At 71.2% G+C, this 20605-nt stretch carries 18 protein-coding genes and 1 pseudogene; 16 read left to right on the top strand and 3 right to left on the bottom strand.

From position 1 onward, the window contains the following. The 8 genes and pseudogenes from E4F61_RS10595 to tkt all read left to right on the top strand — a co-directional run. A partial coding sequence (locus E4F61_RS10595; protein ID WP_133479633.1) for an AAA family ATPase occupies nt 1-563 on the top strand: 563 nt, incomplete at its 5' end. 11 nt (nt 564-574) lie between these two features. After that, nucleotides 575-1495: a DUF58 domain-containing protein gene (locus E4F61_RS10600; protein WP_238382894.1), complete on the top strand. Its 921-nt coding sequence runs from the start codon at nt 575-577 to the stop codon at nt 1493-1495. Next, nucleotides 1495-1944, top strand: a complete 450-nt coding sequence (locus E4F61_RS14895; RefSeq protein WP_133479635.1) for a DUF4381 family protein — start codon at nt 1495-1497, stop codon at nt 1942-1944. Before E4F61_RS10600 ends, E4F61_RS14895 begins: the two co-directional genes overlap by 1 nt. Next, nucleotides 1941-2942 carry a vWA domain-containing protein gene (locus E4F61_RS10610; RefSeq protein ID WP_425480150.1) on the top strand — a complete coding sequence of 334 codons (1002 nt, stop codon included), beginning with the start codon at nt 1941-1943 and terminating at the stop codon, nt 2940-2942. The genes E4F61_RS14895 and E4F61_RS10610 overlap by 4 nt, the downstream gene beginning before the upstream one ends. After that, complete coding sequence (locus E4F61_RS10615; protein WP_133479637.1) at nt 2939-4633, top strand: VWA domain-containing protein; 1695 nt, start codon at nt 2939-2941, stop codon at nt 4631-4633. The genes E4F61_RS10610 and E4F61_RS10615 overlap by 4 nt, the downstream gene beginning before the upstream one ends. A gap of 89 nt (nt 4634-4722) precedes the next feature. After that, nucleotides 4723-6366, top strand: a pseudogene (locus E4F61_RS10620) (BatD family protein); the annotation flags it as partial. A 57-nt stretch (nt 6367-6423) separates the two neighbouring features. Next, nucleotides 6424-7755: a dicarboxylate/amino acid:cation symporter gene (locus E4F61_RS10625; RefSeq protein WP_133479639.1), complete on the top strand. Its 1332-nt coding sequence runs from the start codon at nt 6424-6426 to the stop codon at nt 7753-7755. Nucleotides 7756-7991: 236 nt separating this feature from the next. Continuing rightward, a complete protein-coding gene (tkt, locus tag E4F61_RS10630; protein ID WP_133479640.1) occupies nt 7992-9983 on the top strand; it encodes a transketolase in 1992 nt (663 codons plus the stop codon). A gap of 64 nt (nt 9984-10047) precedes the next feature. On the opposite strand, the gene E4F61_RS10635 is transcribed toward tkt, so the two are convergent. The 3 genes from E4F61_RS10635 to E4F61_RS10645 form a co-directional block, all read right to left on the bottom strand. Beyond that, nucleotides 10048-11280, bottom strand: a complete 1233-nt coding sequence (locus E4F61_RS10635) for a putative bifunctional diguanylate cyclase/phosphodiesterase (RefSeq protein WP_133479641.1) — start codon at nt 11278-11280, stop codon at nt 10048-10050. Then, nucleotides 11277-12527 carry a cyclic di-GMP phosphodiesterase gene (locus E4F61_RS10640; protein ID WP_133479642.1) on the bottom strand — a complete coding sequence of 417 codons (1251 nt, stop codon included), beginning with the start codon at nt 12525-12527 and terminating at the stop codon, nt 11277-11279. The genes E4F61_RS10635 and E4F61_RS10640 overlap by 4 nt, the downstream gene beginning before the upstream one ends. A 99-nt stretch (nt 12528-12626) precedes the next feature. Next, complete coding sequence (locus tag E4F61_RS10645; protein ID WP_133479643.1) at nt 12627-13436, bottom strand: S1/P1 nuclease; 810 nt, start codon at nt 13434-13436, stop codon at nt 12627-12629. Between the two features lie 450 nt (nt 13437-13886). On the opposite strand from E4F61_RS10645, the gene gap reads away from it, so the two are divergent. From gap to E4F61_RS10685, 8 genes are all read left to right on the top strand, one after another. Then, on the top strand, nt 13887-14888 hold the full coding sequence (gene gap, locus E4F61_RS10650; protein ID WP_133479644.1) for a type I glyceraldehyde-3-phosphate dehydrogenase: 1002 nt from the start codon (nt 13887-13889) through the stop codon (nt 14886-14888). Between the two features lie 166 nt (nt 14889-15054). After that, nucleotides 15055-15483: a hypothetical protein gene (locus tag E4F61_RS10655; protein WP_133479645.1), complete on the top strand. Its 429-nt coding sequence runs from the start codon at nt 15055-15057 to the stop codon at nt 15481-15483. 134 nt (nt 15484-15617) lie between these two features. Then, nucleotides 15618-16793, top strand: a complete 1176-nt coding sequence (locus E4F61_RS10660; RefSeq protein ID WP_133479646.1) for a phosphoglycerate kinase — start codon at nt 15618-15620, stop codon at nt 16791-16793. Further along, complete coding sequence (locus E4F61_RS10665) at nt 16793-17428, top strand: HAD hydrolase-like protein (RefSeq protein ID WP_133479647.1); 636 nt, start codon at nt 16793-16795, stop codon at nt 17426-17428. Before E4F61_RS10660 ends, E4F61_RS10665 begins: the two co-directional genes overlap by 1 nt. Before the next feature lie 70 nt (nt 17429-17498). After that, nucleotides 17499-18965 (top strand): pyruvate kinase, encoded by a 1467-nt coding sequence (gene pyk / locus E4F61_RS10670; protein WP_133479648.1) that lies wholly within the window; start codon nt 17499-17501, stop codon nt 18963-18965. Between the two features lie 77 nt (nt 18966-19042). Continuing rightward, nucleotides 19043-19672, top strand: a complete 630-nt coding sequence (locus E4F61_RS10675; RefSeq protein WP_133479649.1) for an energy transducer TonB — start codon at nt 19043-19045, stop codon at nt 19670-19672. Between the two features lie 149 nt (nt 19673-19821). Beyond that, complete coding sequence (locus E4F61_RS10680) at nt 19822-20388, top strand: energy transducer TonB (RefSeq protein WP_133479650.1); 567 nt, start codon at nt 19822-19824, stop codon at nt 20386-20388. Nucleotides 20389-20518: 130 nt separating this feature from the next. Further along, nucleotides 20519-20605: class I fructose-bisphosphate aldolase (locus tag E4F61_RS10685; protein WP_133479651.1), on the top strand; the 87-nt coding region annotated here is incomplete at its 3' end.

The following is a 20605-nucleotide window of genomic DNA, read 5'->3' on the forward strand; positions in this document are numbered from 1 at the left end:
TCCTCGTCATGGCGACGCAGAACCCGATCGAGCAGGAAGGCACGTTTCCGCTGCCCGAGGCGCAGCTGGATCGCTTCCTCATGCACGTGCGCATCGGCTATCCCGACGCGGAGGTCGAGTCGGAGATCCTGCGCCTGGCGCGCGATCGCGCGCGCAGCATGCTTGAGACGGGCGTGGAGGCACCGGTCGCGCCGATCGAGCGCATGTCCATCGAGGACGTGTTCGCCGCCCGCCGCCACGTGCTGTCGCTGCACGTGGCGCCCGCGGTGGAGCGCTATCTCGTCGAGCTGGTGCTCGCCTCGCGCGACGCGCAGCGCTACGACGCGGCGCTCGGTCGACGCATCGCCTGGGGCGCGAGCCCGCGCGGATCGATCGCGCTGGAGCGGTGCGCGCGTGCGCATGCATGGCTGGCCGGCCGGGACTACGTGACCCCCGACGACGTGCGCAGCGTGGCCGCGGACGTGCTGCGCCACCGCGTGCTGCCCAGCTTCGAAGCCACCGCCGAGGGCTGGGACGGCGGCCGCCTCGTCGCCGAGCTGCTGTCGCGGGTGCCGCTGCCGTAAGGCCGATGGCGATGGCAGGCGGACGCGAACATCCCGACGCTCCCGGCGTGGTGCCGTCGGTGGCCGAGCTGGTGGCGCTGCGCGCCGTCGCGTCGAGCCCGCGCCACCTGAGGCGCGTGCGCAATGCGAACGCCGGCCTCGCCGCGTCGCCGATGCGCGGGCGCGGCATGGAGTACGCCGAATCGCGCGAATACACCGTCGGCGACGATGCGCGTCATGTCGACTGGCGCCTCACTGCCCGCACCGGCCGCGCGCATACGAAAGTTTTCCACGCCGAGCGCGAGCGCCTGACGCTGCTCGTTGCCGATACGAATGCCGCGCTGTATTTCGGCACGCGTGTGCGCTTCAAATCCGTGCAGGCCGCCCGCGCGGGCGCGGCGATCGCGTGGCGCGCGGTGGGCGAGGGCGACCGCGTCGCCATCATGCGGGCCGCGCCGCGCGAGGCGCCGGTACCACCGGCCGGCGGGCCGCGCGGCGCGCTCCGCGTGATCGACGCGCTCGCGCGCTGGTATGCGCAACCGCCCGACGACGACCAGGGCCTCGCCTTTGCACTGGAACGTGCGCAGCGCCTGCTGCGCCCGGGGGCGAGGCTGATCGTGCTCGCGGATCCGTCGAGCCTGGACCCCGTGCCGCTGCACCGATGGAGCGGGCTGGCGCGGCACCACGACGTCGCGATCGTGCTCCTGCACGATCCGATCGAAACGCAGCCGCCGGCGGTGCGATTGCCCGTCGCGGCGGCGGGCGCGCGCATCGAGGTGCCGCTCGACGATGCGGCCACGCGCCAGCGTTGGCTCGCGCGCTTCGCCGCGCCGCTGCAACGCGCCACCGAAGTGCTTCCGGGTCGCGGCGTGCGGGTGGCCGGGCTGTCCACCGCCGATCCGAGCGAAGCCTGCCTCGCGCTGCTCGACGGACGTGTGGCACGGGTGGCCTGATGCAGGACGGCCTCGTTCTCCGCGATGTCCATAGGCCTCCCGCGCCCTCGCTCTGGCCGCCGGCGCCCGGGTGGTGGCTGCTCGCCGCCGCGCTCGTGGCGATCGCTGCGATCGCGTGGTATTTCCGCTCGCGTCGAGGGCGTCGCCGTCGGCAGGCCATCGCGCTGTTCGACGCCGGGCTGGCGGGCGCCGCGAACGCCCCGGCGCGACTCGCGGCGGCCTCGGAACTGTTGCGTCGTGCCGCGCGCCGCCGTCGTGCCGACGCCGATCGCCTCGACGGCGAGGCATGGCTCGACTTCCTCGATACGCCGCGACAACGTTTCGTCGAGGGACCCGGGCGCCTGCTGCTGGAGGGCCCGTTCCGCCCCGACGTCCCCGAAGACGAGGCGGACGCCGCGCTGCATCTGGCCCGCGCGCGCTTCGTCGACCTGATGGAGCGCCGCCGGTGACGTTGTCGCCGCGCGACTGGTTCGAACTGCTGCAGTGGCCCGCGTGGCTGCTCGCGATCCCGCTGCCGTGGCTGCTGCGCGCGCTTCGGCCTCCGCCGTCCACCGGCGACGGCGCGGCGCTGCGGCTGCCGATCGGCGATCGCGTCCGCGAGGTCGTCGGCGCGACGTCGCCCCGCGTCGTGCGCGGCGGCATCGGCGTGCTCGCAGGCCTCGCATGGCTTCTGCTCTGCATCGCCGCGGCCCGCCCGCAGCAACTGGGCCCGCCGGTGCAGCCCCCGGCGAAAGGCCGCGACCTCATGCTCGCGCTCGACCTGTCGGGCAGCATGAACGAGCCCGACATGGAACTGGGCGGCGACGTCGTCGACCGGCTCACCGCGGCGAAGGCGGTGCTCTCGGACTTCATCGATCGGCGCGCGGGCGATCGCCTGAGCCTGCTCGTGTTCGGGCGCCAGGCGCACGTGCTCACGCCGTTCACGCTCGACCGCGAAAGCGTGCGCGAGCAGCTCGCCGACAGCGTGGTCGGCCTCGCGGGACAGGAGACGGCGATCGGCGACGCGATCGGCCTCGCGGTGAAGCGCCTGCGCGACGAGCCCACCGGCGAGCGCGTGCTGGTACTGCTCACCGATGGCGTGAACACCGCGGGACTGCTGGATCCGCGCAAGGCCGCGGGCATCGCCGCGAACGCCGGCGTGCGCATCCACACGGTCGCCTTCGGCGGTGACGGCTCGATGTCGCTGTTCGGCTTCCGCCTGCCGAGCGGCGGCGGCGACGAGATCGACGAGACGACATTGCGCGCGATCGCCACCGGCACCGGGGGGCGCTTCTTCCGCGCGCGCGATGCCGCGGAGCTCGCCGGCATCTACGCGGAGATCGATCGCCTCGAGCCGATCACGCGACCCGGTCGCGCGGTGCGTCCGCGCATCGAGCGCTATCCGTGGCCACTCGGGGCCGCGCTGGTCCTCGCGCTGCTGGCCGCGGTGCGGAGCCGCCGCGCATGATCGACCTGGGGCCGCTGCATTTCCTCCGCCCGGCGTGGCTGCTCGCGCTGCTCGTGCTGCCGGTCGCCGCCTGGTGGCTGCGGCACCGCGCGGCGCGCGGCGACGACTGGCAGCGCGCGATCGACCCGCACCTGCTGCCGCACCTGCTCGAACCGGGTACCGGCACGCGGCGCCGCGGCGTCGCGGTCGCGGCCGCGCTGGCCTTCGCGGTGGCGACGATCGCGCTGGCCGGCCCCGCGTGGCGACAGACCGACGCACCGGCCTGGCAGGCGCGCGAGCCGTTGGTCGTGGCGGTCGACCTGTCCAGCGCCACGCTCGCCGCGGACCTCGCACCGACGCGCCTCGCGCAACTGCGAGCGCGCCTCACGCGCCTGCTGCAGACGCACCGCGACGGCCCGATCGCGCTCGTCGCGTTCGCCGACGACGCGTTCACCGTCGCGCCGCTTACCGACGACGCGGCGAACGTCGCACTGTTCGTGGATGCGCTCGAGCCGTCCGTCATGCCGGTCGACGGCCAATCGCCGGCGCGCGCGATCGCATGGTCGCGACGCCTGATCGAGCGCGGGGGTTTCGCGCACGGCCGCATCGTGCTGATCACCGACCATGCCGACGCGCAGGCGCGCCGCGCCGCCGCCGATGCGCGCGCCGCCGGCGACGTGGTATCGGCGATCGGGCTCGGGTCGCCTGCGGGTGCGAACGTCCGCACGCCGGGCGGTGGCGTCGTGGGCGTTGCGCTCGACGAGCGTTCGCTGCGCGCGCTCGCCGACGCCGGCGGCGGGGACTACGCACGCCTGTCGCTTACTGGCGCCGACGACGCGGTGTTCGCGTCGGCGGCCACGCGCGGCGCCGGCGCCGGCCGCGGTCGCGATGGAGGTCGCACCTGGGCGGACGAGGGCGCGCGCCTGCTCCCGCTCGTGGTGTTGCTCGCGCTCATCGTGCTGGTGCGGCGGCCGCGCATCGCCGCCGCGGTGCTGGTATTCGCGCTGTTGCCGCGACCCTCGCTCGCCGCCGATCTCTGGCTGCGGCCCGACCAGCGTGCGCACCGCGCGGTCGATCGCGGCATCGAGCAGTACCGTCGGGGTGACTACGCCGGCGCCGCGGCGACCTTCGCCCGCGCCGACACCGCCGACGCGCACTACGACCGCGGCAATGCGCTCGCCAAGGCGGGCAAGCTCGAGGACGCCGTGTCGGCGTACGACGAAGCGCTCAAGCGCGCGCCGGGCATGCCCGATGCGGTCGCCAACCGGCGCGCGGTGCTCGCGGCACTGAAGCGGCGCGAGGGCGGCCGCGACGGCCAGCAGGGCAACAAGGGCGACGCGTCGAAGTCGTCGCAGCAGTCGCGCAACTGCGCGCCGGGCGATGCGAACTGCCAGACGAAGCCGCAGACGCCGCGGCAGCCGCAGACCGGCAAGGCCTCGCAACCTTCGCAGGCGCAGCCGCCCAAGCCCGCCGACGCCTCGAAGCAGGCGCAGGCCGATGCCGCGCAGCGTGCACGCATGCAGAAGGCGATCCGCGACGCGCAGGCAAAGGCCGCCAAGTCGGCGACGGCGCGCATGACGCCCGCGCAGCGCGAACGCAGGTTGTCCGACGATGCCGCGCTCATGCGCGTGCCCGACGAGCCTGGCAACCTGCTGCGCGAGAAGTTCCGTCTGGAGTACGAACGCCGGCAGATGGGAGGCTCGCCCCCATGAGCCGTGCGACGCGGTGGTTGCTGGTTGTCGTGCTCTGCCTGTTCGCGGGCGTTGCCGGTGCGCAGACACGCGCCTGGCTCGACCGCGATCGCATCGCGCTGGGCGAAACCACCACGCTCAACATCGAAACCGATGCCAACGCCGCGCCCGATTACGCGCCGCTGCTCGCCGACTTCGACCTGAGCGGGCAGGCGAGCCGACGGCAGCTGTCCTGGAGCAATGGCAGCGTCAGCGCATCGAGCCTGTACGCGGTGGCGCTGCGGCCCAAGCGCGACGGCCTGCTGCGCATTCCGGCGTTGCGCGTGGGCGGTCGCGTCACGCTGCCGCTGACGTTGCTGGTGACCGCCGCGCCGGCGGCGTCGGATCCCGGCAATGGCGACGTCTTCATCCAGAGCGAGGCGGACGCGCAGGATCCGTACGTGCAGCAGACGGTCGGCTGGACGGTGCGGCTCTATTCGGCGGTGCCGCTGATCGCCGGCGAGCTCGACCAGCCCGAGCCGACGGGCGCCAGCCTGCAGCGCATCGGCGACGACGTGCAGTACCGGCGCACGCTCGGCTCGCGTTCGTACGTCGTGACCGAGCGCCGCTTCCTGCTGATCCCCGAGCGCAGCGGTGAACTGGTGATCCCGCCCGCGCGCTTCGAGGGCCGCGGCACCGGCAATGCGCTCGACCAGCTCTTCGGCGACGGCCAGGAAGCGCTGCATGCGGTGGCCCGGCCGCGCGTGCTGACGGTGCGTCCGATTCCCGCCAATGCGCCGCAACCGTGGCTGCCGCTGCGCGCGCTGTCGATGCGCTATCTGGCGAGTCCTGCGCAGGCGCAGGTCGGGCGCGCCGTCGACGTCGTGGTCGAGGTCGTCGCCGACGGCGCCACCGCGTCCCAGCTTCCCGAACTGACGCTGCCGGCCGCCGACGGCGTGCAGGTCTTCCCCGAGCGCGCGCAGTCGGACGAAACGATGGCCGAGGGTCGCCCGCACGTGCGGCTGCAACGGCGCTTCTCGATCGTGCCGACCCGGGCCGGGCGCTGGGCAATACCCGGCCCTCGCATCGACTGGTGGGACAGCCGCGCCGGTGCGGCGCGCACCGCGACGTTGCCGCCGATCACGCTGCAGGTCGCGCCGGGCGCGATGCCGGCCGCCGCCGCCGAGGTGCCCGCCGCGGCGCCGGAGGACGCGCATCCGCCCGCGACGGCGTCGCGCACGATGCTCGCGATGACGGCGGGCATCGCCCTGCTGCTGATCGCCGTGGGCCTGGCCTGGCGCGTCCGGCAGCGTGGCGGCACGCCGCGCGCGGTCGAGCCGCCACCGTTCACCGTGCCGGCCGCGACGACGGCTGCGTCACCCACGACGTACGCGCGGGCCGACACGGCCCCCGTGCACGACGCGGCAGCGCCGATCCCGGCGATGTCCCCGACACCCGCAGCCGCGCCGCCGCGCTGCCCCGACCCCGTGCGCACGCTCGCGCGCGCACTCGAGGCGGGCGACCTCGGCGAAATCGAACTCGCGTTGCGCGCGCTCGCGGGCGATGCCTCGGCCGGCCTCGATGCGGTGATGGCACGCCTCGACGACGAAGCGCAGCGCGAGGCGGTCGACGCGCTGCAGCGGGCCCGCTGGGCCGGCGGCGATCCGGCGCTCGCGCGTTCGCGCCTGCGCACCGCGTTCGCCCGCGGCCCGCGCTGGCGTGCGCCGCCGGCCGCGCATCGCGATCCGCTGCCGCCGCTCTATCCCGGCGCATGAACGGGGGAGCGCTGCCGCTGCTTTGCTAAGCTCGCCGGCCTCGCCGGGGAGAACCGCATGCACGCCGCAACGACGACCACCGCCAAGCGCGGGCTACCGCTGCACGTCAAAGTCCTGCTCGGGTTCGTGCTGGGCGCCGTGATCGGCCTCGTGGTGCACGTCACCTCGCCCGACGCCGCGTGGGTCGCCAATGCGATCACCTGGGTCGCGAAGCCTTTCGGCCAGATCTTCCTCAACCTGCTGTTCATGCTGGTGGTGCCGCTGATGTTCTCGGCGCTGGTGCTCGGCGTCGCGGAACTCGGCGACATCGCGAGCCTGGGCCGGCTCGGCTGGCGCACGCTGATCTACACGGCGGGCATGACCGCCGCGGCCGTGCTCATCGGCCTGCTGATGGTCAACCTGATGCAGCCCGGCACGCACCTGCCGCCGGACCTCGTGCAGCAGGCGATGGCGAGCAACCTCGCCAAGGCGGGCGAGATCGTCACCAAGGGCAACGAGCTCAACTTCATCGACCTCATCGTCAACATCGTGCCCCACAACATCATCGGTGCGATGGGCGACGACAAACAGAAGCTCGGCATCGTGTTCTTCGCACTGATGATCGGCATCGGCCTGGTGATGCGGCCGACGGCGGGCACCGAGGCGTTCAAGAACGCGCTGCACGGCCTGTTCGAGATCTGCATGCACCTGATCGGCATGTTCATCAAGCTCGCGCCGTACGCGGTGTTCGCCTTCATGTTCATCCTCTGCGCGCAGCTGGGCTGGAGCGTGATCGTGGGCCTGAGCTGGTTCGTCGCCACGGTGCTGATCGCGCTCGCGGTGCACGGCTTCGTCGTGCTGCCCCTGTGGGTGAAGCTGATGGGCGGCATGTCACCGCTGACCTTCTTCCGCGGCAGCCAGGAAGCCACGCTCACGGCGTTCGCCACCGCCTCGTCCACGGCGACGCTGCCGGTCACGCTGCGCGTGGCCGAGGACAACCTGCGCCTGCCGCGCAAGGTCTCGCGCTTCGTGCTGACCGTCGGCGCCTCGGCCAACCACCACGGCACCGCGCTGTTCGAGGGCATCACCGTGCTCTTCCTCGCGCAGGTCTACGGGCTCGACCTGCCGATTGCCAAGCAGCTGCTGGTGCTGGTGCTGTGCATCCTCGGCGGCATCGGCACGGCCGGCATCCCGTCCGGCTCGCTGCCGGTGATCGCGATGATCTGCGGGATCATCGGCCTGCCCGCGCAGGGCATCGGCATCATCCTCGGCGTCAACACGTTCCTGGACATGTGCCGCACCGCGCTCAACGTGACGGGCGACCTCGCCACCGCGGTCGTGGTCTCGCATCGCAGTGGCGAAGGTGAGCTGCCGGAGAACCTGCCGCAGTCGGGCGGCATGGGGCACTGACGCCAGGCATTCGCGGTTCGCCGCCAAACGCGCGGGAACCGGAGTCGCTTCGAGTGATGTCGGCACTACGGCGCGTGGGATTCGAACGGCTTGAATCCGGCGTCGCGTCAAGCGGCACTGGGTGAAGCCGCGCGGTCCGGAATGCCGCGACGGCGCGGCCCGGCGGGGCATGGGACAATGGGTGATCCGCCGCGACCCGCGTCGCGGCCACCGCTTCCGACGCCGCCTCCGCACCCATGACCACGCCGAACCGACGCGAACTCGCCAACGCCATCCGCTTCCTCGCCATCGACGCGGTGCAGGCCGCCAACTCCGGCCACCCCGGCATGCCGATGGGCATGGCCGACATCGCCGAGGTGCTCTGGAACGATTACCTGAGCCACAACCCGGCCAATCCGGGCTGGTTCAACCGCGACCGCTTCATCCTGTCGAACGGCCACGGCTCCATGCTGCAGTACGCGCTGCTGCACCTGACCGGCTACGACGTCTCGATCGACGACCTGCGCAACTTCCGCCAGCTCGAATCTAAGACGCCGGGCCATCCCGAGAACTTCATGACGCCGGGCGTGGAGACCACCACCGGCCCGCTCGGCCAGGGTTTCGCCAACGCCGTCGGCCTCGCGCTCGCCGAGAAGCTGCTCGCGCAGCGTTTCAACCGCGATGGCCACGCCATCGTCGACCACCGCACCTGGGTTTTCCTCGGCGACGGCTGCCTCATGGAAGGCATCTCGCACGAGGCCGCGTCGCTGGCCGGCACGTGGGGGCTCAACAAGCTGGTCGCCTTCTGGGACGACAACCACATCTCGATCGACGGCAACACCGACGGCTGGTTCACCGACGACACGCCGGCGCGCTTCGAGGCTTACGGCTGGAACGTCGTGCGCGGCGTCGACGGCCATGACGCGGCGTCGATCAAGGCGGGCATCGAGCGGGCGCTGGCGTCGGGCGACCGGCCGACGCTGGTCTGCTGCCGCACCACGATCGGCTTCGGCTCGCCGTCGAAGGCCGGCAAGGAGTCGAGCCACGGTGCGCCGCTGGGCAAGGACGAGATCGTCGCCACGCGCGCCGCGCTGGGCTGGACCGCCGGGGCGTTCGAAGTGCCGGGGCCGATCGCCCAGGCCTGGCGCGCCCTCGACGCCGGTGCGCTGCGCGAGGCCGAATGGGATCGCCGCTTCCAGGCTTATTCCGCGCGCTTTCCCGAGGAGGCCGCCGAGTTCTCGCGGCGCATCCACGGCACGCTGCCCGAGGGCTTCGTTACCGCCGCCGATGCGTACATCGCGAAGCTGCAGGCCGAAGGCCCCGTCGTCGCGTCCCGCAAGGCCTCGCAGATGGCCATCGAAGCGTTCGCGCCGCTGCTGCCCGAGCTGGTGGGCGGCAGCGCCGACCTCGCGCACTCGAACCTCACGCTGTGGAAGGGCTCGAAGTCCGTCGCGAGCGACGACCCGAACGCCAACTACATCTACTTCGGCGTGCGCGAGTTCGCGATGGGCGCGATCTGCAACGGCCTGGAGCTGCACAGCGGCTTCATCCCGTACGACGCGACGTTCCTCGTGTTCAGCGACTACGCGCGCAACGCCGTGCGCATGAGCGCGCTGATGGGCGCGCACGTGATCCACGTGTACACGCACGACTCCATCGGCCTCGGCGAGGACGGCCCGACGCACCAGCCGGTCGAACACCTGGCGAGCCTGCGTTACATCCCGCACAACGACGTCTGGCGTCCGTGCGACGCGGTGGAGTCGGCGGTGGCGTGGAAGCACGCGATCGTGCGTAGCGACGGGCCGAGCTGCCTGGTCTTCTCGCGCCAGAACCTGCCGCACCAGGCGCGCGACGCGCAGCAGGTCGCCGACATCGAACGCGGCGGTTACGTGCTGAAGGATTCGGTGGGCGCGCCGGAGGTCATCCTGATCGCGACCGGCTCAGAAGTGGGGCTCGCCATGGACGCCGCGGCGCAGCTGGGTGATGGCGTGCGCGTGGTGTCGATGCCCTGCACGGAAATCTTCGACCGCCAGCCGGCCGAGTACCGCGAGTCGGTGCTGCCGAACGCCGTGCGTCGCCGCGTCGCGATCGAGGCCGGCACCGCGGACTACTGGTTCAAGTACGTGGGCCTCGACGGGGCGGTGATCGGCATGCACGGTTTCGGCGCCAGCGCGCCGGCCGAGAAGCTGTTCCCGCATTTCGGCTTCACGGTCGAGCGCGTGGTGGAGGTTGCGCGCGCGCTGCCCTGAACCGGCGATCCGCGCAAACGGAAACGGCGCCGGATGGCGCCGTTTTTCGTTCGGGTCGGGCGGGTCAATCCGGCGTGGCGATCCGCTGCAGCAGGTGCGAGGCCGGCGTCGAGCGACCGATGTGGTAGCCCTGCGCGCGATCGCAGCCCAGGGCGCGCAGCACCTCGAGCGTCTCCGCGTCCTCCACGCCTTCGGCGACGACCTGCAGGTCGAGCTGGTGGCCGAGGTCGATGATCGCCCGCACCACGCGCGCGGACCGGATGTCGTGGCGCATGTCCGCGACGAAGCTGCGGTCGATCTTGAGTTCGGTCGCGGGCAGCTGCTTGAGGTAGGCGAGCGATGAATATCCCGCGCCGAAATCGTCGATGGCCACGCCAAGGCCGGCATCGCGCAGCGTATGGAGCATGGCGATGCTCGCCAGCGGCTCCTCCATCAGCGCGCTTTCGGTGACTTCCAGCGTGACCGCGGCGGGCGGCATGTCCCACACCGCGAGCGCACCGGTGATCTGCTGCACGAGGTCGCGCTGCCCGAACACGCGCGGCGAGACGTTGACGGAGAAGCGCATCGCCTCGTTGCGGCCACGGATGGCGGCGGCTTGCCGGAACGTGGCGTTCAGGCTCCAGCGCGTGAGCTCGCCGATGAGCCCGGTGTCTTCCGCGAGCCGGATGAATACATCGGGCCGGATCGGTCCGTTGTCGCCATCGTTCCAGCGCGCGAGCGATTCATAGCCGCAGACCGCGTTGCGGCGCAGGTCGAGGATCGGCTCGAAATGCGCTTCCAGGCGATTGGTCTGCAGCGCATCGTGCAGCCATTCGTAGGGGACCATCATTCGCTCGGTGCCGCTGGTATACACCGCGCACCGCTCGCTCATGCGCTTGGCGTCGCGCAGTGCGATCTCGGCGCGGCGCAGCAGGCTCTTGGCGTCGTCGCCGTGTTCGGGGTGCAGGCTGATGCCGACCGCCACGGGCGTCATCACGGCATGGCCCTCGAACATCAGCGGCGCCTCGAACGCGCGCACGACGCGCGTGCCGGCGAGCATCGCGTGGCCCGCATTGAGCAGGTCGGGCAGCAGCGCGATGAACTCGTTCTCGGACACCTGCACGAGTTCGTCCTGCGGACGCAGCAGGTCGCGGATGCGTGCGTCGGCGGCTGGGCCGACGGCATCGCTCGCCTCGTAGCCGTGCACCAGGCGGAACTCCTGCAACCGCTGGATGCGCACGAGCATCAGCGCGAACTGCCGCCCTCCGCAGTGGGCGACCATCTCGGCGACGCGCGCGGCGAGGGCCGACCGGTTCACAGATAGAGTTCCGAAACGTCGATGCCGGCGTGCCGGTCGGGCAGGGGCCGGCGGATCTCGACGTCCGACGCGGCCTGCAGCAGGTCCAGCGACCGGAACACCGGCAGCAGCGTGCCGTCCGGCGCGGTCAGCACGAGCACGCGCGGCCGCAGCCGGCGCGCGGTGTTCTGCGCCATGATCGCCACCACCTCGCCGGTGTTGAGCTCCGCGAGCGAGCCCGTCGGATACACGCCGAGGCAGCTGATGAACTGCTCGACGAGCTCGGGGTAGTAGCGCGTCTGCCGCGCGCGGTAGAGCTCCTGCAGCGCGACGTGGCGCGCCATGCCGGGGGCGTAGGGGCGTTCGCTGGTCATCGCGTCGAAGCTGTCGACGATTGCGGCGATACGCACGTGCAGCGGGATGTCGGTACCCGCGCGGCGCGTCGGGTAGCCGCTGCCGTCGGCGCGCTCGTGGTGGCCGCCGACCATCTCGCGCACGATCGGGCCGAATGCGCCCGTCGCGAGGATCTGCGTGCCCAGTTCGACGTGCCGGCGCACGCGCGCCATCGACAGCGGGTCGAGCGGGCCGGGATGCGCCAGCAGGGTTTCCGGCACCTGCGTGGTGCCGATGTCCATCAGCATGGCGCCGATCGAGAGTTCGACGAGGAAGTCTTCCGGCAGGCCGAGGTGGCGACCGAACGCCGCGGCCAGCGCCGCGCAGTTGAGCGCGTGCGAGTAGGCATAGCCTTCGCGACGCCGCAGCGCGTTGAGCCAGAACACGGCATCGGCATTGCGCAGCACGCTGGCGACGATGGGCCGGGCCGCCGTGTTCGCGACCTCCGGCAGGATCGGTTGCCCGCCGTGGGCCTGCTCGATCATGCCGTTGATGGTCGAGGCGGCGGCTTCCAGCGCCTGCCGCGCGGCCGGGATCTCATCGTCCAGCGCCACGCTGTCGTCGTACCGCGCGCTGCCGATGCGTGGGTCCGCGAGATCGGACGAGGCCATCGGCGGGGCCGCAGCCGGCGCGGTCGCCAGGCCCGCCGCGGCATACGTCAGCCCGCGCAGGTTGCCGCCCATGCTGCGGCGACTGAGCTCGATGTCGATCCACACGCGGCCGCACAGCTCGCGCAGGGTGTCGATCTGTTCGGGCTCGCGGACGTAGAAGCCCTGCAGCGGAAACGGCGTTTCGATCCACGGGCGATCGAGCCGGCAGACGAACATGCCGAGCTTCACCTGGTCCGACTGGATCTCGCGCTCTTCGATCTGCATGCGTGCCCGGCGGCCGCTCCCCTGTCGGCGCCTGACGCCAAGAGTAACCGGCCGCGACGCGAAATGCGCTGCGACGGGCGACCTGCCTGCTGCGACCGGTCAGCGGTCGAGTGCGGCGTTCAGCACCTGCGCGAGGTGCGCGCCGGCGCGGCGCAGCTGTTCGTCCACGACCGGCGTCCACCGGGCGTAGTACGCCTCGTCGATGTACGGCGACGGCGGATACACGCCGTCCCGCATCGAGAGGCGACACGACGCTTCCACCCAGGCCCCGCTGTGCGGCGGCAGCGGCGCCGAGGGTACGTCCACCGCCAGCGGCAGGGCCCTCAGGCGCGCGTGGTACGCGGCCTCGTCGAGGCCGGCATGCTGGATCAGCCCGCTGTCCCACAGCGAATGCAGGTTGCCGCCCTTTTCGCCGCTGGGCGCCGGAATGCGCAACTGCACCACGTTGCCGCCCTTGTCCTCGCGATTGTTCGCGTGCAGGGGCTGGTGCGCGTCGCCGATGAAGTGCACGACGAACTTGAGCGCCTGCCGGCGCGCCTCGATCGACTGGCGCGGGTCGGCGAGGATCGCCGCCTGCGCATCGATCGCACCGGCGACGCAGTTGCCGTCCGGGCAGTCGACCGGTGGCTGGTAGGCGCATGTCGGCGAATGGATGCCGACGTAATGCCAGGGCGCGCTCTTCTTGCCGAGCACCCGATCGTTCGCACGGACGTCGTCCGCCCATGATGCGATGCCCGACAGCGTCGGGTTCTTCTCGCCGGCCAGCAACCGGTCGACCGCTCTGCGCGCCGTGGGCGTGAGTTCGTCCGCCGCCAGGTCGGCGACGAGGCGATGGCCCATCGCGCCCCACGCGAAGGCCGGGCCGGCGAGGCTGATGAGAAGGAGGGCGGCGACGAGGCGACGTGTCATGGCGCGATCGTACGTGACGGCACACCGCCCTTTGCTGAATCACGGGCGGTGCACGCAGGCCGCGCGGTTGACATGCGGCTCGATGTTCGAGTCGGCCAGCATCGCGGTGTCGTCCCGCGCGTGCGTGCGTACGACATGCCGCCGAGCGCACCTTCGATGGTGGATGCAAGGCATCGGCACGATCCGTCCAGCGTCGGCACGTGGCGCGATCGCCCCCGACGTCGACGCATCGAGCGACGTCGCGCGGTCCCGGCGGATTGCGGGTCGGCAGCATGCGTCTGCGCGGTGGCGACGGACGCCTCATCGGATCGCCCTGGCCGAATGTCCAGCGTGCCCCCCAAGTTCAAACGGCCGTTCGACCGTCGTCGAGGCCGCGGAGGCTCCGGCGTCGCTGGTAGAATCCGCGCCACGCCCGGCCCGGTCCGGCCCCTTTTTCCGCAGGAGCTCCCCATGACGATCAAGGTTGGCATCAACGGCTTCGGCCGCATCGGCCGCAACGTGCTGCGTTCGGCGGTGCAGAACTTCGGTGGCGACATCCAGATCGTCGGCATCAACGACCTGCTCGAGCCCGACTACCTCGCCTACATGCTGCGCTACGACTCGGTCCACGGGCGCTTCGATGCCGACGTGTCGATCGAGGACGGCCAGCTCGTCGTCAACGGCAACAAGATCCGCCTGACGCAGGAGCGCGATCCGGCGAACCTCAAGTGGGACGCCATCGGCGCGGACGTCGTCATCGAATCGACCGGCCTGTTCCTCGACAAGGCCAGCGCGGGCAAGCACCTGCAGGCGGGCGCGAAGAAGGTGATCATGTCCGCTCCGTCGAAGGACGACACGCCGATGTTCGTGTACGGCGTGAACCACGCGAAGTACGCCGGCGAGCCGATCATCTCGAACGCCTCGTGCACCACGAACTGCCTCGCGCCGCTCGCCAAGGTGCTGCACGACAAGTGGGGCATCAAGCGCGGCCTGATGACCACGGTGCATGCGGCGACCGCGACGCAGAAGACCGTCGACGGCCCGTCCAACAAGGACTGGCGCGGCGGCCGCGGCATCCTCGAGAACATCATCCCGTCGAGCACGGGCGCGGCGAAGGCCGTGGGCGTGGTCATCCCGGAGCTCAACAAGAAGCTCACCGGCATGAGCTTCCGCGTGCCGACGTCGGACGTGTCGGTGGTCGACCTGACCGTGGAGCTCGAGAAGCCGGCAACGTACGACGAGATCTGCGCGGAAATGAAGGCGCAGTCGGAAGGCGCGCTCAAGGGCGTGCTCGGCTACACGACCGACAAAGTCGTGGCGACCGACTTCCGCGGCGACGCCCGCACCTCGATCTTCGACGCCGAGGCCGGCATCGCGCTGGACCCGACGTTCGTCAAGCTGGTCAGCTGGTACGACAACGAATGGGGCTACTCGAACAAGTGCCTGGAGATGGTGCGCGTCGTCGCCGCCTGATCCCGGCCGCAGCCCGCCACGAGAACCCCGCCGACCGGCGGGGTTCGTCGTTACGGGGTCGGAGTTTTCCGACCGCGGGGCGCGGGAATCCCCGGTTTGTCGGCCGCGCGGCCGCTGGCATACTGCCGCTGCGCAGCCGCGCATGGGGACATTGAAAGGAGATCGCATGTCACGCAAGACGCTCGCCGCCTGCATGGTGGCGCTGGTCGCGCTGTCGGCCGTTTCGGCCGAGGCGAAGAAGAAGGATTCCGACGAGCCGCCGAGCCGGGAAGTCACCGGCCGCAAGGGCGTGGAAGGCGAGATCGTCGGCAACGAGATCCCGGGCAGCCCGTTCACCAAGCTCGAGATCGGCATGTCGCAGAAGCAGGTCGAGGACGTCGTCGGCGAGAAGCGCCAGGACGACGCCGAGTGCGGCCAGTACTTCACCGGCAAGTCGTTCATCCCGTTCCACTTCGGCGGCGACAAGGTCCGCACCGAATGCGCCTACAAGGGCCTGGGCCGGCTGGTCTTCACCAACCAGTCCGACTTCGACGGCAAGGCGGTGCTGATCAAGATCGAGTACGACGCCAGCGAAGACGGCTACCGCGACGACTGAGGTCGACGCCGTGCCACGAAGCCCCGCCCCGTGCGGGGCTTCGTCGTTTCGGGCTGGCCGTTTTCCGCGATCCTCCGAGCGGCGACAATAGCGGGCTCCGCGCCCCGCGCCGTCGCCTCCCCGGGAGTTCCCCCATGTCCATCCTCCGCATGTCCGACCTCGACCTCGCCGGCAAGCGCGTGCTGATCCGCGAGGATCTCAACGTGCCGATCAGCGACGGGCGCATCACGTCCGAGCAGCGCATCCAGGCCGCGCTGCCGACGCTGCGGATGGCGCTGGAAAAGGGTGCGGCGGTGATGGTGATGTCGCACCTCGGTCGGCCGAAGGAAGGCGTCTTCAGCGAGGCCGATTCGCTCGCGCCGGTCGCCAAGCGCGTGTCGGAACTGCTCGGCGTCGACGTGCCGCTGGTCCGCGACTGGGTCGCCGGCGTCGACGTGAAGCCCGGTCAGGTCGTGATGCTCGAGAACTGCCGCATGAATGTCGGCGAGGGCAAGGACGACGAGGCGCTATCGAAGGCGTATGCGGATCTCTGCGACGTCTTCGTCATGGACGCGTTCGGCACGGCACATCGCGCGCAGGCCTCGACGCACGGCGTGATCCGGCAGGCGAAGGTCGCCTGCGGCGGCCCGCTGCTGATGGCCGAACTCGATGCACTGGCCAAGGCGCTGCAGCACCCGGCGCGCCCGCTGCTCGCGATCGTCGCGGGCTCGAAGGTGTCGACCAAGCTCGAGCTGCTCGGCAATCTCGTCTCGCGCGTCGACCAGCTCATCGTCGGCGGTGGCATCGCGAATACGTTCATCGCCGCGATGGAATATGGTGTCGGCAAGTCGCTGGTCGAGCGCGATCTCGTCGACACGGCTAAGCAGATCATCGAGCAGGCGAAGGCGCGCGGCGCGGAAATCCCGATGCCGGTCGACGTCGTCGTCGCGCCCGAGTTCAAGGCCGATGCGCCGGCGACGGTGAAGGCGGTCGATGCGGTTGGGGGAGACGACATGATCCTCGACATCGGCCCGCAGACCGCCGCGCACTACGCCGACATCGTGAAGCAGGCGGGCACCGTGGTGTGGAACGGTCCCGTCGGCGTGTTCGAATTCGACGCGTTCGGCAAGGGCACCGAGGCGCTCGCCCATGCCATCGCCGACAGCGCGGCGTTCTCGATCGCCGGCGGTGGCGATACGCTGGCGGCCGTCGACAAGTACGGCATCGCCGATCGCGTGTCATACATCTCGACCGGCGGCGGTGCGTTCCTCGAATTCCTCGAAGGCAAGACGCTGCCGGCGGTCGCCGCGCTCGAAGCGCGCGCGGGCTGATGGCGACGCTGCTCTTCGACCTCGACGGCACGCTGATCGATTCGGCCGTCGGCATCACGCGCTGCGCGGCGTATGCATTCGAGGCGCTTGGCGAGCCGGTGCCCGACGCCAAGGTGCTGCGCAGCTGGATCGGACCGCCGCTGCGCGTGAGCTTCGCGCCTCTGCTGCGCGACGATGCGCGCGTCGAGCGCGCGGTCGAGCTGTACCGGGAGCGTTACGAAACGCATGGCTGGTCCGAGCATGCGGTCTACGACGGCATCCCCGAGGCTGTCGAATCGCTGCATGCGGCGGGCCACCGGCTCGCCGTGGTCACCGCGAAGAACGAGCCGCATGCGCGCAAGATCCTCGCGAGCCTGCCGTTCGGTCATCGCTTCGTCGAGATCGTCGGCGCCACTCTCGACGGCCGACTGAGCCACAAGCCTGAGCTGATCGCCGAGGCGCTGCAGCGGCTGGATGCCGGCGCCGGCGACTGCACGATGATCGGCGACCGCCGCATGGACATGGAGGGCGCCGTGCACCACGGCATGCGCGGCGTCGGCGTGCTGTGGGGATTCGGCGACGAAGCCGAGCTTCGCGGCGCGGGTGCAGCGGCCGTGGCGGATGCTCCGGACGCACTGGTACGGCTGCTCGCCTGAAATCGATTGCCGCGCGTGCGGTCGCGGCGGCGTGCTAGGTTTCGGCGATCGTTCCGCCACCAGCCGCCGCATGACCCATACCACGCGCCGCACCAAGATCCTCGCCACCCTCGGCCCGGCCACCGATGCCCCGGGCGTGCTCGACCGGCTGCTCGAAGCGGGCGTCGACTGCGTCCGCCTCAACTTCTCGCACGGCGATCCGTCGGCGCAGGTCGAGCGTGCGGACGCGGTGCGCGCGGCGGCCGCTCGCGTCGGTCGCGAGGTCGGCATTCTCGCCGACCTGCCCGGTCCGAAGATCCGCATCGAGAAGTTCGAGAACGACCGCGTCGAGCTGAGGGCTGGCGACCGCTTCGACCTGGTCGCGCGCGAGGACGCGCCGCCCGGCAACGAACGCGAGGTCGGTGTCAGCTACCTCGGGCTTCCCGGCGACGTCGTGCCCGGCGACGTGCTGCTGCTCGACGACGGCATGATGCAGCTGCAGGTCGACCGCGTCGAAGGCGAGCGCATCATCTCGACCGTGCTCAACGACGGCATGCTGTCCAATCGCAAGGGCCTGAACAAGCAGGGCGGCGGCCTGTCGCTCGGCGCGCTGACGCCGAAGGACGAGGCGATCATCAAGGTCGCGGCGCAGATCGGCGTCGATTTCATCGCCGTGTCGTTCTGCCGCAACGCGCAGGACATGCACGATGCCCGCCGCATCGCGCAGGAAGCCGGCAGCAACGCGGCGCTGGTGTCGAAGATCGAGCGCGCCGAGGCGATCGAGAACCTGCGCGAGATCGTCGAGGCGTCCGACGTGGTGATGGTGGCGCGCGGCGACCTCGGCGTGGAGATCGGCGACGCGGAGCTTCCCGGCCTGCAGAAGAAGATCATCCGCGAGGCGCTGTCGTGCAATCGCGTCGTCATCACCGCGACGCAGATGCTGCAGTCGATGGTCGACAGCCCGATCCCCACGCGGGCCGAGGTGCTGGACGTCGCCAATTCGGTCATCGACGGCACCGACGCGGTGATGCTGTCGCAGGAGACCGCGGCCGGTAAGTACCCGCTCAAGGCGGTGCAGGCGATGGCGCGCGTGTGCCTCGGCGCCGAGCGCCAGTTCTCGCACGACACCGATTTCGAGAAGGCGCCGCGCGGCCTCGACCGGGCCGACCAGGCGATCGCCATGGCCGCGATGTTCCTCTCCGAGCACATCGGCGTGCGTTCGATCGTGGCGATCACCGAGTCCGGCGGCACGCCGCGCTTCCTGTCGCGATTCCGCTCGCCGGCGCAGATCATCGCGCTGTCGGGCGACGAAGCCGCACGTCGCAAGATGTCGCTCATGCGCGACGTCACCGCGCTGCCGTTCGAGAGCGGCGGCATGACCGCGGGCGTCGCCGCGCGGGCCTCGGCGAAGGTGCTGTTCGAGCGTGGCCTGCTCGAGGAGGGCGATCGCATCATCTTCACCAGCGGCGAGATCATGCAGCAGCACGGCGCGACCAATACCCTGCGGCTCCTGCAGATCGGTCCCGGCGGCAAGGCCGAGGGGCTGGGTGAACTCTGACCCCGGTCGCCGACCGGAGGCCGCCGCCGCGCGGTGCGGCTGCGCTAGATTCGGGGCACCCACCACCGGAGAACGTCATGAAAGGGAAGCTCGTGCTGTTCGGTGCAGTTCTGTTCGCCACGCAGGTCTGGGCAGGCGATGTCTCATCCGGCGATCTGCGTGTCCTCGGACCCGACGCGCTCGGCGCCGCCTGGACGCCGGTCGCCGCCGTTCCGCCGACCTATCCCGCTGAACTCGCCCAGCGCGGCATCAGCGGTTGCGTGACGGTCACCTACACGATCGACCGGGACGGTCGCGCCTCGAACGTGCGCTATCTGGACGGCCGCGCGAGCCCGCGCTCGCCGCTCGCCGAGCGCGTGGCGCTGGATCGCTTCACCGAAGCGGCCGGCCAGGCGGTCGCGGACTGGCGCTTCGCTGCCCGTGGCGACGCGAACCCGACCTTGACCGCGACCACGCTGCACTTCGGCGAGCCCGTATCCGACGGGGCGGCGGCCTGCAGCGGAACCTCCACCGCGCGCATGCTCGACGGCGGTCGCGACTGGAACTGGCTGCTGGACGCCGCGGTGTTGCGCGCGGGCCGCGCTGAAGGACTGGCATCGGCCAACGCCTTCGGGACTCCGCGCGCCGTGCGCGCCAGCGACTCGCCCTGGAACGGCACGACCCAGCGCTTTCTCGGCGACCCGTCGATCGCTGCTGGCGGCCGCTGAGTGGCACGCGTGGCGCCCGTCGGCCGCCGCCGTTCGGGCGTCACCTCGGGTTTCCGGCGGTCCGGCGTCCTGAAGCACGAACCGGCGCAGGCCCATCACTGCCCGATCCGCATCCGCGCGCATCGGTGCTTAGCCCGTGAGGCGGGATCATGAAACGTATATTCGTTATCGCACTTGCACTCGCACTACCCGCCTCGTCCGTGCTCGCGGCCGAAGGCGCGGACCCGTCGAAAGACATCCGCATCGCCGGTCCCGACGCGCTCGGCAGCTACTGGTCGCCGGTCGATCCCGCTTCGGCAGTGACCTACCCGCCGGACCTGGCCGCGCGGAAGGTGACCGGCTGCGTGACGCTCGCCTACATGGTGGAGCCGGACGGCAGCACCTCGGGGTTCCGGACGCTGGAGGCCGATGCGAGTGCGCGCTCGCCCGTCGCGCGGCGGCAGGCGATCGAGCGGTTCGCGCAGGCCGCGGCCGGCGCCGTCGCACAGTGGCGGTACCAGTCCAAGGGCGAGGCGCGCCGCACGCTCACCGCGACCACGGTGCAGTTCGACGACGGCGGCACCGGCTCCGCGCAGCGCTGCGGCAATGGCGACCTGGCCCGTGCGCTCGACAAGGGCAAGAACTGGGATCGCGCGCTCCGGGATCTCTACGAAGCGAAGAGCCGCTACTGGACGGCGCCCCAGAACGAGCGCCAGCCCAGCGCCTTCATCAAGTAGGGGGCGCCGCTCGCGGCCACGGGCCGCGCGAGCCCGTGGCGCTTCGGCGGGCGGCCGCCCGCCGCTGAAATCGTATGCAGCCCGGCCGGTATAATGCCGGCCCCCGATTCCAGCGCGCCAAGGACCCCGAATGAGCATCGAACAGCTTGCCGAAACCGCCCAGGCGATGGTCGCCCCGGGCAAGGGCATCATCGCGATCGACGAGTCGACGAACACC

Origin of the sequence: Cognatilysobacter segetis (assembly GCF_004359965.1) — a bacterium.
Classification (GTDB): domain Bacteria; phylum Pseudomonadota; class Gammaproteobacteria; order Xanthomonadales; family Xanthomonadaceae; genus Cognatilysobacter; species Cognatilysobacter segetis.

What these genes read in the sequence shown, in the direction of transcription:
- E4F61_RS10680 (WP_133479650.1), top strand. Translation starts at nt 19,822, where the DNA reads ATGAAACGTATATTCGTTATCGCACTTGCACTCGCACTACCCGCCTCG.
- E4F61_RS10625 (WP_133479639.1), top strand. Translation starts at nt 6,424, where the DNA reads ATGCACGCCGCAACGACGACCACCGCCAAGCGCGGGCTACCGCTGCAC.
- E4F61_RS14895 (WP_133479635.1), top strand. Translation starts at nt 1,495, where the DNA reads ATGCAGGACGGCCTCGTTCTCCGCGATGTCCATAGGCCTCCCGCGCCC.
- E4F61_RS10675 (WP_133479649.1), top strand. Translation starts at nt 19,043, where the DNA reads ATGAAAGGGAAGCTCGTGCTGTTCGGTGCAGTTCTGTTCGCCACGCAG.
- E4F61_RS10640 (WP_133479642.1), bottom strand. Translation starts at nt 12,527, where the DNA reads ATGCAGATCGAAGAGCGCGAGATCCAGTCGGACCAGGTGAAGCTCGGC.
- E4F61_RS10600 (WP_238382894.1), top strand. Translation starts at nt 575, where the DNA reads ATGGCAGGCGGACGCGAACATCCCGACGCTCCCGGCGTGGTGCCGTCG.
- E4F61_RS10660 (WP_133479646.1), top strand. Translation starts at nt 15,618, where the DNA reads ATGTCCATCCTCCGCATGTCCGACCTCGACCTCGCCGGCAAGCGCGTG.
- E4F61_RS10615 (WP_133479637.1), top strand. Translation starts at nt 2,939, where the DNA reads ATGATCGACCTGGGGCCGCTGCATTTCCTCCGCCCGGCGTGGCTGCTC.
- gap (WP_133479644.1), top strand. Translation starts at nt 13,887, where the DNA reads ATGACGATCAAGGTTGGCATCAACGGCTTCGGCCGCATCGGCCGCAAC.
- E4F61_RS10655 (WP_133479645.1), top strand. Translation starts at nt 15,055, where the DNA reads ATGTCACGCAAGACGCTCGCCGCCTGCATGGTGGCGCTGGTCGCGCTG.
- E4F61_RS10645 (WP_133479643.1), bottom strand. Translation starts at nt 13,436, where the DNA reads ATGACACGTCGCCTCGTCGCCGCCCTCCTTCTCATCAGCCTCGCCGGC.
- E4F61_RS10665 (WP_133479647.1), top strand. Translation starts at nt 16,793, where the DNA reads ATGGCGACGCTGCTCTTCGACCTCGACGGCACGCTGATCGATTCGGCC.
- tkt (WP_133479640.1), top strand. Translation starts at nt 7,992, where the DNA reads ATGACCACGCCGAACCGACGCGAACTCGCCAACGCCATCCGCTTCCTC.
- pyk (WP_133479648.1), top strand. Translation starts at nt 17,499, where the DNA reads ATGACCCATACCACGCGCCGCACCAAGATCCTCGCCACCCTCGGCCCG.